General features: G+C 57.6%; 12 protein-coding genes. 11 read left to right on the plus strand and 1 reads right to left on the minus strand.

Going from position 1 to position 12,315, the window contains the following annotated elements; genetic code table 11:
• The first annotated feature begins 132 nt into the window (after positions 1–132).
• The 9 genes from WJM78_RS04140 to WJM78_RS04180 all read left to right on the plus strand — a co-directional run bounded on the left by WJM78_RS04140 (position 133) and on the right by WJM78_RS04180 (position 8,590).
• Positions 133–906, plus strand: a complete 774-nt coding sequence (locus WJM78_RS04140; RefSeq protein ID WP_339013897.1) for a LuxR family transcriptional regulator — start codon at positions 133–135, stop codon at positions 904–906.
• A gap of 9 nt (positions 907–915) precedes the next feature.
• Positions 916–1,059: a hypothetical protein gene (locus WJM78_RS04145; RefSeq protein ID WP_275931037.1), complete on the plus strand. Its 144-nt coding sequence runs from the start codon at positions 916–918 to the stop codon at positions 1,057–1,059.
• Between the two features lie 75 nt (positions 1,060–1,134).
• Positions 1,135–1,653, plus strand: coding sequence for a type VI secretion system effector Hcp1 (gene hcp1 / locus WJM78_RS04150; protein WP_339013902.1), 519 nt, complete (start codon positions 1,135–1,137; stop codon positions 1,651–1,653).
• A gap of 196 nt (positions 1,654–1,849) precedes the next feature.
• The gene (locus WJM78_RS04155) at positions 1,850–2,137 is read left to right on the plus strand and encodes a type VI secretion system PAAR protein (RefSeq protein WP_042038057.1); all 288 of its coding nucleotides are present in this window, start codon (positions 1,850–1,852) and stop codon (positions 2,135–2,137) included.
• 11 nt (positions 2,138–2,148) lie between these two features.
• The gene (locus WJM78_RS04160; protein WP_339013906.1) at positions 2,149–4,242 is read left to right on the plus strand and encodes a type VI secretion system tip protein VgrG; all 2,094 of its coding nucleotides are present in this window, start codon (positions 2,149–2,151) and stop codon (positions 4,240–4,242) included.
• Between the two features lies 1 nt (position 4,243).
• Positions 4,244–4,969: a DUF4123 domain-containing protein gene (locus WJM78_RS04165; RefSeq protein ID WP_339013908.1), complete on the plus strand. Its 726-nt coding sequence runs from the start codon at positions 4,244–4,246 to the stop codon at positions 4,967–4,969.
• Positions 4,966–5,259, plus strand: coding sequence for a hypothetical protein (locus tag WJM78_RS04170; RefSeq protein WP_339013911.1), 294 nt, complete (start codon positions 4,966–4,968; stop codon positions 5,257–5,259). The genes WJM78_RS04165 and WJM78_RS04170 overlap by 4 nt, the downstream gene beginning before the upstream one ends.
• A 365-nt stretch (positions 5,260–5,624) precedes the next feature.
• Positions 5,625–6,143, plus strand: a complete 519-nt coding sequence (locus tag WJM78_RS04175; RefSeq protein WP_339013914.1) for a hypothetical protein — start codon at positions 5,625–5,627, stop codon at positions 6,141–6,143.
• Positions 6,144–6,145: 2 nt separating this feature from the next.
• The gene (locus WJM78_RS04180) at positions 6,146–8,590 is read left to right on the plus strand and encodes a hypothetical protein (RefSeq protein ID WP_339013915.1); all 2,445 of its coding nucleotides are present in this window, start codon (positions 6,146–6,148) and stop codon (positions 8,588–8,590) included.
• Between the two features lie 183 nt (positions 8,591–8,773).
• On the opposite strand, the gene WJM78_RS04185 is transcribed toward WJM78_RS04180, so the two are convergent.
• A complete protein-coding gene (locus WJM78_RS04185; protein WP_339013917.1) occupies positions 8,774–9,658 on the minus strand; it encodes a LysR family transcriptional regulator in 885 nt (294 codons plus the stop codon).
• Positions 9,659–9,767: 109 nt separating this feature from the next.
• Between WJM78_RS04185 and budA the strand changes: the two genes are divergently transcribed.
• Positions 9,768–10,547 (plus strand): acetolactate decarboxylase, encoded by a 780-nt coding sequence (gene budA / locus WJM78_RS04190; protein ID WP_042038062.1) that lies wholly within the window; start codon positions 9,768–9,770, stop codon positions 10,545–10,547.
• Between the two features lie 28 nt (positions 10,548–10,575).
• Entirely contained in the window at positions 10,576–12,246 is a 1,671-nt protein-coding gene (gene alsS, locus WJM78_RS04195) for an acetolactate synthase AlsS (RefSeq protein WP_042038064.1), read from the plus strand.
• The last annotated feature ends 69 nt before the right edge of the window (positions 12,247–12,315 follow it).

The raw sequence follows: 12,315 nt of genomic DNA on the forward strand, positions 1-12,315 counted from the left end.
TTACAGGATAAACCGTGGGCAATCTCCGATTTTGTGACAGGTCCAAGTGTGCCATCCGTTGACGCTTGTTAACATGCGGCATGTTTCCATGTTTGGCCACACGACCTTGTGCACGATACTCATACCGTAGAAATGAATACCCTGCATGCGCAGGATCTCATCGCCCAGTTCGAAACGGCTGCTGATCAGCGCACCATAGTGAGCCTGTTGCGTGAGCTGACCGCGCGCATGGGGTTCGACTATTTTCGCCTTGCCCTGATCTTTCCCAGTACCATCCAGCGTCCGGACGTCATCATCTTCAACGGTTGCCCGCAATCCTGGGTAGATACCTACACGGCCAGCGGTTTCTTTGCTATTGATCCCATTGTCAAATGCGGCATGACCCAGAGCACCCCCATTCTGTGGGCCGATGTGGTACGCGATAACGAGAGTTGTGATGAACAGGGCCGGGAGCTGATGCAACTGGCCAGCGAATTTGGCATTCGCGATGGCGTGACGTTTCCCTGGCACGGAGCCAACGGTCATGTGGGCCTGCTCTCCTTTATCACCAGCACACCTCTTACTAAGCAGCAGTGGCTCTATGCGGTGCCTTTTCTCAGTTGGCTCTCCATGCATATTTTCGAGGCGGTAGCCCGGGTCTGTCTGGCCGGTCTGTCGCCCCAGGATGTGCTGAGTCTGCGGGAACTGGAGGTCTGCCAGTGGGCGGCAGAGGGGAAGCAGGTGAGCGATATTGCCCAGATATTGGGCATTACCCCTAGAACGGTGACCTTTCACCTGGAGCGTATTGCCGAGAAGCTGGGAGCTAGCAATAAAAGCCAGGCGATATCCTGGGCGCTCAAGCAGGGGCTGGTGCGGCTCAATATCGATGCTGCGTTAGTGGGGAATGTGGATGAGAGTGGTCAATAGTTCTGTCTTGTGCAACAAGTTGCTCAACATGTGGAATTTAATGCTGAAAGTGTAACTTTTGCAGGCTTGATGGACTATCTGGCGCAACATCTTGCTGTTGGCTGGGGCTGTGTCGTGGTGTTTTTTATTAAAGTATTGATAATTAACGGATAAATAAATTGGCACGGTCACTGCTAAGGGTTTGGTCGAGTGCTAGCTCATTTAACCAACCTATTTAGGAGCATACACATGCCAACTCCATGTTATATCAGCATCGAAGGTAAAACCCAGGGCAACATCACCGCTGGTGCCTTCACCTCCGACTCCGTCGGCAACATCTTCGTACAAGGCCACGAAGATGAGATGCTGGTACAAGAGTTCCAGCACGTTGTCACCGTGCCGACTGACCCGCAATCCGGTCAGCCTGCTGGTCAGCGCGTCCACAAGCCGTTCAAGTTCACTGTTGCGCTGAACAAAGCCGTGCCGCTGATGTACAACTCCCTGGCTTCCGGCGAGATGCTGCCGGAAGTGACCCTGAAGTGGTACCGCACCTCTGTGGAAGGCAAGCAGGAGCACTTCTTCTCTACCGTGCTGACCGATGCCACCATCGTTGACATCGACTGCCAGATGCCGCATTGCCAAGACCCGGCGAAATCCGACTTCACCCAGCTTATCCAGGTCTCTCTTGCTTACCGCAAGATTGACTGGGAGCACACCGTTGCCGGTACCTCTGGTGCTGACGACTGGCGCGCTCCTGTCGAGGCATAAGCCTGACGTTCTGATTTCGTTATTTCCTGTATTAGGTTTCGTATCTTGTGGCCGGTGTGCACCGGCCTTTATCCCGTGTTTCTCCGGTCAGTCTTTGGCTGCCGGAGCCTTTTATGTTTTGCCATCCCCCTGCCCGGAGATTGATGTCGTGGTAGTGAGAGCGGAGTGATGGCAAAGCACACAAGAGGTTTGAATTATGTGTCCCTCCATTGCACTGCTTGGTGACCTTGGCACCGACCACGATGGCTTTCCACCGACCCCGGTGATAGCCGCCAGCCCTGATGTCTTTCTCGATGGCAAGCCGGTGGCCCGTCAGGGTGACCCGCTGGCGCCGCACGACAAGCCCAACAACCCGCCCCACCCGCGCAGCATTGCCGGTGGTGTGGGGTCTGTGCTGGTTAATGGCAAGCCTATCGCTATCACCGGCACAGCGGTGGATTGTGGTGGCGTGGTGATTGGTTCGGGCAGCGGGCAAGCAGGATAAGGAACAAGGTCATGGCACAGAGCACAGGATTACAATTCACCGTCAAGGTTGGCGCACTGGCTGACAACACCTTTGCGGTCGCGAGCTTCAAGCTGGATGAGGGCTTGAACAGCCCGTTTAGCCTCAAACTGGAGGTGGCCAGCCAGCAACCGGACATCGACTTTGGTGCTGTGCTGGACCAGCCCTGCGAGCTGATGGTGTGGTACCACGGCGAGCTGCAACGGCGGGTATGCGGGGTAGTGAGCGACTTTGCGCAAGGGGACAGCGGCTTTCGCCGTACCCGCTATCAGCTGCAAGTCAAACCTGCCCTGTGGCGATTGGGATTGCGCCAGAACTCCCGCATCTTCCAGGCACAGAAGCCGGACGAAATCCTCTCCATTTTGCTGCAAGAGCACGGCATCACCGATTACGCCTTTGCGCTGAAAAACGAGCATGCCCAGCGGGAATATTGCGTTCAGTACCGCGAAACCGACCTCGATTTCGTTAACCGCCTCGCTGCCGAAGAGGGCTTGTTCTATTTCCATGAATTCGAGCAAGGCAAGCACCGTATCGTGTTTGCCGACGATGCAGCTGCGCTGACCCAAGGCCCCGAGCTCTTCTTCAACCTCGGCAACCGCTCGCTGGAACAGGGCGCCTATGTTCGCCAGTTCCACTACCGCGAATCGGTGCGCCCCTCAGAGGTAGAGCTCAAGGACTACAGCTTTAAGACCCCGGCTTATGGCCTCTCCCAGAAGAAAATGGGGGCTGAGCTCGAGCACCAGCGCGACACTTACCAGCATTTTGACTATCCGGGCCGCTACAAGCAGGACGGCAGTGGCAAGGCGTTTGCCCAGCACCGGCTCGATGCGCTGCGCAATGACGCGGTCAGCGGCAGTGGCAAGTCCAACAGCGCAGCCCTCTTGCCGGGGCAAAGTTTCTCGCTGACCGAACACCCCAACGGCAGCCTCAACACCGACTGGCAAATTGTGCGTATCAGCCACACCGGCGAACAGCCACAGGCGCTGGAAGAGGAAGGCGGCAGCGGCCCGACCGTCTACCACAACGAATTTGGCGTGGTCAAAGCGAGCACCACCTGGCGCGCCCGTATCGGCAGCCCCGAGGCGCCCCACAAGCCAATGGTCGACGGCCCGCAAATCGCGATAGTGGTGGGCCCGGAGGGGGAGGAGATTTACTGCGACGAACACGGCCGGGTGAAGCTGCAATTCCCGTGGGACCGCTACGGTAGCTCCAACGACCAGAGCTCCTGCTGGGTGCGGGTGAGTCAGGGCTGGGCCGGTGGCCAATACGGCATGATGGCCATCCCGCGTATCGGCCACGAGGTCATCGTGAGCTTTTTGGAAGGAGACCCCGACCAGCCCATCGTGACGGGCCGCACCTTCCATGCCACCAACCGGCCACCTTACGAGTTGCCCGCCAACAAGACCCGCACCGTGCTGCGCACCGAAACCCATCAGGGCGAGGGCTTCAACGAGCTGCGTTTTGAAGACCAGGCCGGACAGGAAGAGATTTACATCCACGGCCAGAAGGACCTGAACGTACTTATCGAAAATGATGCGGCCTGGCACATCAAGCATGACCAGCACACCGACATCGACAACGAGCGGGTGACCCGCATCAAGGCCAACGACCACCTGACGGTAGAGGGCGAGAAGCGCGACCACATCAAGGCCGACTATTCGCTGACGGTGGATGCTTCCATGCACCAGAAGCTGGCCCAGTCACTGCTGGTTGAAGCGGGCCAAGAGGTCCACATCAAGGCCGGTAACAAGATTGTGCTGGAAGCAGGATCAGAGCTGACGCTCAAGGTCGGTGGTAGCTTTGTGAAAGTTGACCCCAGTGGCGTCACCTTGGTCGGTCCCTCCATCAAAATGAACTCTGGCGGTAGCCCTGGTAATGGTTCCGGCTGGGGTGGACAGGCCCCCTCATTACCGAAAGCTGTCGCATCTGAGCCGTCTCCAGAACATGTCACTATCGTGCCACAAATCGCCACCCAGACGAGTGCAGAGGCCTTGTTAAAGGCGCTTCCGCCTATGGAGAAACCTGTCTGCATCCCTTGCATGCTGAGAGCCATGGCTCAGGGCGATGCCGTGGTGAAGGGAGAGTAAGATGCTACCTGAATCAATCTGGCGTGAAGGAAAGGCTGTTGCTCTTATCGAAGCGGCCCATCTTAGTGCCGAGCAGCGAGAGAAGATGAGTGAGGGGCTGTTTTTGCCGCTCTATCTGCACGATGACCTGTTTGAGCTGGTCAATCTTGGCCCCTGGCTCTGGCAGTGCTCACAACAGGATGAAGGCTTGCTGGCTGAACTCGCCGAGCAGGGGCATGTCGTGGGGCTGATTGACAGCGAGCGACCTGTGGAAACACTGCAAGAGCAGTTGGCGCTTGGGGCAAGAGTGATAGAGCCGGGTGGCAAGTACAGTATGCTGCTGCGGTTCTATACCCCTGACGCCTTGCCCTTGCTGCTTGAGCAGCAGGATGCCCCCTGGCTTGGCGGTATCTTTGGTGGCATCAGTCGTTGGTGGCTGCGGGAGTGCAATGGCAACTGGCGTGAGCTGGTCTTGTCTATCCCCCCGGCAGAACCAGTTCTGGTGCAACTGACCCCGGCACTCTATCAAGCATTGGAAGGATCACCGCAAGCCCATCACCTGCTTGCTCTCTGGCAATCAGGGGATAATATTGCTCATTTTCCGCCCTGTGAGCGGATGGCCATGGTGCGTAAGGCACTCGACAAGGCCAAGCAGGCAGGGGCAACCGACGCTCAGTTAATGCTCTGGGGATTGGCCTATCTGGAAGGCGGGCGCTCAGCCTTGGAGCAGCTCAAGCAATCAGCATGACAGTAGAAAGAAGCCTGACACGATTTATTTCCACCATGGCTACGGCTGCGTGGGACTTGATGCCCCGCTGGGGACGCTGGCTGAGTGCCATTGTGCTGGTGCTCTGGCTGGGATGGACGTTTCTGTTGCAGGAGCGACATGGCGGGGCCGCTATCGTGGTCATGTCGGTGATGGATCGCCCCATCAGTTACGTCTACGTCAATGGCAAGATGGGCAGCAACACATTTGCGTTTGATGGATTCGGTGCGGGCGGGGGGGGGGAGTGCAGGCCCCTATCGGATCGATGGTGATACGGTAAAAATCGACTGGTTGCTGAGCACCACGCGGGAGCAATTGGATAAGGAAGGGCTGCGACCAGAAAAACACTCTGTCACTCTGCCCATGCCCATGCCCATGCCCATGCCCATGCCCAAGCGGGAGAAGGGACAGAATGATTTTTGTGTGCTGATGCTGCCTGACAATACCCCGATGGTACGTTGGGCCAATAGCTGCCCTGTTGAGCTGAAGGGTATCGTTGATACCTATCGGACTAGGAAATAGTGATGGTGGATAGGGATGACTTGCAGTGCCGGGTAGATCGAGAAGAGAGCCTGCATCAGGCGGGGACCTGCTCGCTGGTTGAGCGTTCGGCCCAGGAATAACAAAAGAGACAAGCATGACAGTAGAAAGAAGCCTGACACGATTTATCTCCACGATGGCCACGGCTGCGTGGGACTTGATGCCCCGCTGGGGACGCTGGCTGAGTGCCATTGTGCTGGTGCTCTGGCTGGGATGGACGTTTCTGTTGCAGGAGCGACATGGCGGGGCCTCTATCGTGCTCATGTCGGTGATCGATCGCCCCATCAGTTACGTCTATGTCAATGGCAAGATGGGCAGCAACACAGATGCGTTTGACGGATTCAGTGCGGGCGGGGGCGGCAGTGCGGGTCCCTACCGGATTGAGGGCGATACGGTCGAGATCAAATGGGAATTGGCGATGACCCGTAAGCAGTATGACGAGCTTGGTTACAGGCCAGAAGTGCATAAAGTTGTTTTGCCCATGCCCAAGCGGGAGAAGGGACAGGATGAGTTTTGTGTACTGATGCTGCCTGACAATACCCCGATGGTACGTTGGGCCAATAGCTGCCCTGTTGAGCTGAAGGGTATCGTTGATACCTATCGGACGAGGAAATAGTGATGGTGGATAGGGATGACTTGCAGTGCCGGGTAGATCGAGAAGAGAGCCTGCATCAGGCGGGGAGCGGCACCTGCTCATTGGCGTTGCAAATAGGATTCTTCTTCGATGGAACCAACCGGAATATCTACACAGATGAAGAGATCCAGCGGCTGACCAATGTGGGACGTCTGTTTCGAGCCCATCCGTTCGAGCTGGAAGCTCCTCTCACCTCGTCTTATTCATACGCCAAGGTCTACATTCCCGGCTTGGGCACCGAGCTCAACGATACGACCGCTGAGCGGCTGGACAGTATTCTGGATGCAAGGCAGCAGGCGTTGGCTGGCGATTACCTTGACGATCTGAAAGATCAGGCGAAAGAAACCGTGGTCGATGCTGTCAAGGGGGATTGGAGCAAGGTCTTGACCAATAAGCTCGGCGACATGCTGACCCTGAAGAGCGGTTTCGAAGCATCCGTCTCAACAGCCAAAAATGCGGTCAAACGAGCACTGGTCGAAGCGGTAGCTCCCATCCGGGATAACCCGTTGGTCGCTGACCTGCTGATGACCGGGGTGGACGCCAGAGTCGACTTTGCCAAGAACCGCTTCCAAAAGAACGTGTCTGCTTCCAAAGAACTGAACCAGCTTCCCATCAAATTGATCCAGGTATCGGTCTTCGGGGCCGATCTGGGGGCGGCTTTGGCCCGCCGCTTTATTGCGGAGCTGCTGGAGTCGGTCTGTACCAAGGTGGGCAACGAGTACCGTTACGAGGAGAGCAAGGTCGAGGTGATCTTCGCGGGCCTCTTCGACAGTTCACGGCGCAGCTTGCTCGATATGGGGGACACCGTCGCCGCGGTATCTGACTGGGCAGGTCTGTTGACCAAGAACCCGGCTGGTGTGCCGTTGGGCGTGGTGGCGGGCGCCAAGGTAATTGACTATAACAAGCCCCTTCACCCAGCCGTCAAGCGAGCCCTGCATCTGGTGGCCGCCCACGAGCGGCGAGACTATCGCCCACTGCTACCCCTTGGGCCGCTCAAGTCAGGTTGGCAGGAGGATCTCTGCCCTGGCATCAGCGAAGATGTTACTGGGGGCCTGTTGCCCAACGAACAGCGGCCCAGTGCCGAGCTTTGCCGGGTGTCGCTTAGAAAGATGTTTGATACCGCTCGTCGGGCTCAGGTGCCGTTCCCCAACTTCCGAACTCTTGATGCAAAGAACCCCCGTGTAGCTCAATACTTCGTCATGCTGGACAACCTGGCCGGACGCTCCGTGCAAGATTTTAGCGACCATTACCAGCAGTGGGCCGGTCGGGTCGACCCGACTCCGGCTGGGTTCGAACGGCATATGACTTGTTACTGCACATGGCTGGGAGAAAAGCTGTTCGACTACCGTGCTCGCCTGAAAGTGGCCAATGGTAGCGAACGTGATGAACTCAAGGAGCGTTGGGGCTGGCTTGAGCAGGTAGGAAAGGATGCCGATGACATCGTGATGTGGCAACGCTACCAGAGCAAGACTGTACAGGCCGCGAAATATGTAAAGTACTTTAACGAGTCTCAGCGGGTACCACGTGAAGTGGATGCTTTCTTCAACTACTTCATGCATGACTTCAGCTCGAAGGAGCTCAAGTACGCCACACTCGACGCTCAGGCCAACACCATGCTCCGCAGCAACAACTTCTTCGTTCCCCGTGGCATTGAAGCTATTGATGAAGTGGTAGCCGATAGCAATGAAAATAGATGGAAAATACCACCGCGTGGAATGGGCACCCCGGTTGACATCCGCATGGGTTTAATTGAGAAAAAAGTTGATGCTGTATCATATGTTCCTATAGGGAATGCGCTCAGTAAAATTAATAATGGATTTATGTCTGGGGTGCTGTTGGATGGGGCAATGTTATCTGGTGATAAATGTATGTTTAGCATCGCGGAGAACACTCTTAATGATGCGAGTAAATTTTATTCGTTAGAGTTGACTAACCAGAGGGAAAGGGTGAACGCAGGTGCTAGAAAATATGCAGAATATGCCTATTGGGCGCCCCAGGGTGGCTTTGTAGATATTCCTGTGCACCCTAGAAATGGTGAGCCTAACTATGTATTTACCCCGGATTTTTCAGGGTGTTGTTTAGTGGTAGACAAAATTAACGATACAACACTCAGAGTAAGGCATGTAGAGGGCGGGAAAGAAGAAGTACAATATAACACTCTTCAGGCATCTGAGATTGGTAATGGAATGGTCGGACACATGCTATACGATGACTACGGAATAATTAATGGGAGTGAAAATAGGTGTGGGTTTGCGTTTATGGTCTATAGCGGAGGGCGCTGGGTCATAAAGTGGCAAGCGAACGTTGGAACCATGAAGTTGGTTAAAAAGAAAGCTACTGGCCTTTTTTCTAAAACAGAATGTGAGACTGCGTTAGTCACGATTCCACCTGAGATTTTTGCAACGGGTAGTCGAGCTATCGAGGTTTAAACAATACTTGGGTGTTGTTGCCAAAATAGATGCAGCCAGAGAGTCATACGAGCCGGCTCCCTCTTTGACCTATTATGCCGATATATATTGAGTACTCAGCCTATATTGGTCGCCGCTGTGTGCATGGACCCAACGTATCCCCCTGTCTGCCCCATGGCGATGGGGGTTATTTTTATGGGCGATTCAATGGTGGCCAGGGATCAGCCCTATCAAGTGTTGCAGGCTCTTCTGACGGGGATGGCGGCGGGTGGCGAGGCTGATGCGGGTGGTGAGCGGTTCCTCGGCGATGGGGTGATAGCTGACGCCGTGAGGATGCAGTTCGCTCACCGAACGGGGGATGATGGCGACCCCGAAACCGGCCTGCACCATGCCGACGGTGGAGAGCACCTGCGGGCTTTGGCTGCCGAGACGGGGGCTAAAACCGGCGCGCTGGCAGCGTTGGGTGATGGCATCGTGCAGGCCTGGCCCCAGTTCGCGGGGGAACAGGATGAAGGGGTCCGCCGCCAGGGCCTCGATGGCGATGGCGCCGCTGCCTGCCAGCGCGTGGTGTGGGGGGAGGGCTATCAGCATATCCTCCTCATCGATGAGGTGGTGGGTCAGTGACGAGCTGCTGCTGCAGGGCAGGCGCAGGATGGCGGCATCCAGCTCCTCACTCATGAGATCGCGTACCAGGTTGGGCATGCTGTTCTCGATGGGATGCAGGCTCACCTCGGGCCAGGCCTGGCGAAAGTCGTGGATGAGCCGCAGCACACTCGGGTGCAGCACTGTGGAGCCGGCAAACCCCAGGCGCAGTGAGCCGAGCTGACCACGGGCGATGCGCCTGGCCTTCTGCATGGCCTGCTCGGTTTGCGACAATATCCCCTTGGCATCCTGATAGAGGCTCAGCCCCGCCTCGGTCAGCTCCACGCTGCGGGTCAGCCGGTGAAACAGCGGCGTGCCCACCTCCTGTTCTAATTTGCGGATCTGCTGGCTGAGGGGCGGCTGGGCCATGCCCAGCGCCTCGGCCGCCTTGGTAAAGCTCTGCTTCTCTGCCACGGCTACCAGGTAGCGCAGGTAACGATATTCCATATCTGGTACGTCTCGAAGCTGATGGGTTTGGATATTGGTATCAAGTTGTGATCTTGGTCACTATTGAATCCTGATTTACCAACCTAACAGGATTGGAGGTAAAACCCAAATGGAAACCAATACACAGTGTGACTGTGCCATCGAGATCAGCCAGCAGTTTGCTCGCTGGCAAGCCCGTCAGGGGGGGGGCGAGGTCTATCAGAGCTCCTTGATGAGCGCCCTGCTGGCCGGCGTCTATGAGGGTGAGACCACCATGGCGGATCTGCTGCGCCACGGCGACTTCGGTCTTGGCACCTTCAACCGGCTCGACGGCGAGCTGATTGCGTTCGAGCGCCAGATCCATCAACTCAAATCCGACGGTTCGGCCCGTCCGGCTCAGGCTGGCCAGAAAACCCCGTTTGCGGTGATGACCCATTTTCGCCCCTGTCTGGAGCGCCGCTTCGATCACCCCCTCAGCCGCGACGAGATCCATCAATGGATCGATCAACTGGTGGGCACTGACAACGTCTTCGTCGCCTTTCGGCTCGACGGCCTGTTTGAGCAGGCGCAGGTTCGCACTGTGCCCTGCCAGACCCCTCCCTACAAACCCATGCTGGAAGCCATAGAAGCCCAGCCGCTGTTCTCGTTCAGCCAGCAGCGCGGCACCCTGGTGGGCTTTCGCTGCCCACCCTTCGTGCAGGGGATCAACGTGGCCGGTTATCACGAGCACTTCATCACGCAAGATCGCCAGGGGGGCGGCCACATCCTCGATTACGCAATGGGCCACGGCCAGCTGCAGCTGTCTGTGGTTCAGCACCTCAATATAGAACTGCCACGCAATCCGGCCTTTCAGCAGGCCGATCTCAATCCCGCCGATCTGGACCGCGCCATTCGCGCCGCCGAAGGCTAACCCTTTCGCTCAACAAGGAGTCATTGTCATGGAAAATCAACACTGGGGCTGTGGGGCCGAACTGGTTGTGCGCCACCTGGAGGCGCAGGGCGTCAAGCAGGTATTCGGTATTCCGGGGGCCAAGATCGATCGGGTGTTCGATGCGCTGGAAGACTCCCCCATCGACACCATAGTAGTGCGCCATGAGGCGAACGCAGCCTTCATGGCTGCCGCCGTGGGCCGGCTGACCGGCAAGGCCGGGGTGGCATTGGTCACCTCGGGGCCAGGCTGTTCCAACCTCATTACCGGGCTGGCCACCGCCACTTCCGAAGGGGATCCCATGGTGGCACTGGGTGGCGCGGTGCGACGGGCCGATGGCCTCAAACTCACTCACCAGAGTCTGGATACTGTCAGCCTGTGCCGCCCTGTCACCAAGTTCTGCGCCCAGGTGGGCACAGGATCTGCCCTCTCTGAGGTCATGGCCAACGCCTTTCGGTCCGCCGAGCTGGGTCGCCCCGGTGCGGCCTTCGTCAGCCTGCCCATGGACATCATCAACGAGCCGACCGATGGCGCCATCCTGGTGCCCAGAGCCATTCCCGAACCCGGTGCCGCCGATACCGCAGGCATAGACAGGGCGTTGAGCCTGCTGGCGCAAGCCCGCAAACCCGTGGTGCTGCTCGGCTTGCTGGCCAGCCGGCCGGAAAATTCTCTCGCGGTGCGCGCCTTTTTGGACAAGAGCGGGTTGCCGGTGACGGGCACCTATCAGGCGGCCGGTGTGGTGGACTCTCACCATTTCGATGACTTCGCCGGTCGGGTGGGGCTGTTCAACAACCAGCCGGGGGACAGGTTGCTGCAGGGGGCAGATCTGGTGATCTGTATCGGTTACAGCCCTATCGAATATGACCCTGTGCTGTGGAACGACACGGGTGAACGGCAACTGCTGCACATCGATGCCCTGCCGGCGGAGATCGACAGCAGCTACTGCCCGGCGGTGGAGCTGGTGGGGTCCATCAGTGCCAATCTGTATTGCTTGACCAAGATGCTGAACAAACCGCTGGCACGGGATCCCGCCATCGCCGCTCTGCTCGGGGAGATCCGCATCCAGCGCCATCAGCTGACCCAGCATGCCCAACATCTGGGTGGCATGCCGATCCATCCGCTGCGCATCGTCAAGGAGCTGCAGGACATCATAGGGCAGGACATGACACTGTGTGTGGACATGGGCAGCTTCCACATCTGGATTGCCCGCTACCTCTATAGCTTCCGGGCGCGCCAGGTGCTCATCTCCAACGGTCAGCAGACCATGGGGGTGGCGTTGCCCTGGGCCATAGGCGCCGCCATGGTGCGACCGGGGGAGAAGATCATCTCTGTCTCCGGCGATGGCAGCTTCATGCAGTCGAGCATGGAGCTGGAGACAGCGGTGAGGCTCAAATCCAACATAGTGCACATCATCTGGGTCGATAACGGCTACAACATGGTGGCGATGCAGGAGGAGAAAAAGTACCGCCGTAGCTCGGGGGTGAGCTTCGGGCCCATCAACTTTAAGGCCTATGCCGAGTCCTTCGGGGCGGCCGGGTTTGCAGTCACCAGCGCCGAAGAGTTGCGACCGACCCTGCGCGCCGCTATGGCCGTGGTGGGGCCTGCCGTGGTGGCTATACCGGTGGATTACAGTGACAACCACCTGCTGATGGAGCAGCTCAGACCCGAGTTGCTGAGCTAGCGATCAAAAGGGGGGCAGAGTTGCCCCCGGCCAATAGCAGAGCGCCCCTTGCCGGTTGGCAAGGGGCGC

It is taken from the genome of Aeromonas popoffii, from assembly GCF_037818705.1.
Taxonomy (GTDB): domain Bacteria; phylum Pseudomonadota; class Gammaproteobacteria; order Enterobacterales; family Aeromonadaceae; genus Aeromonas; species Aeromonas popoffii.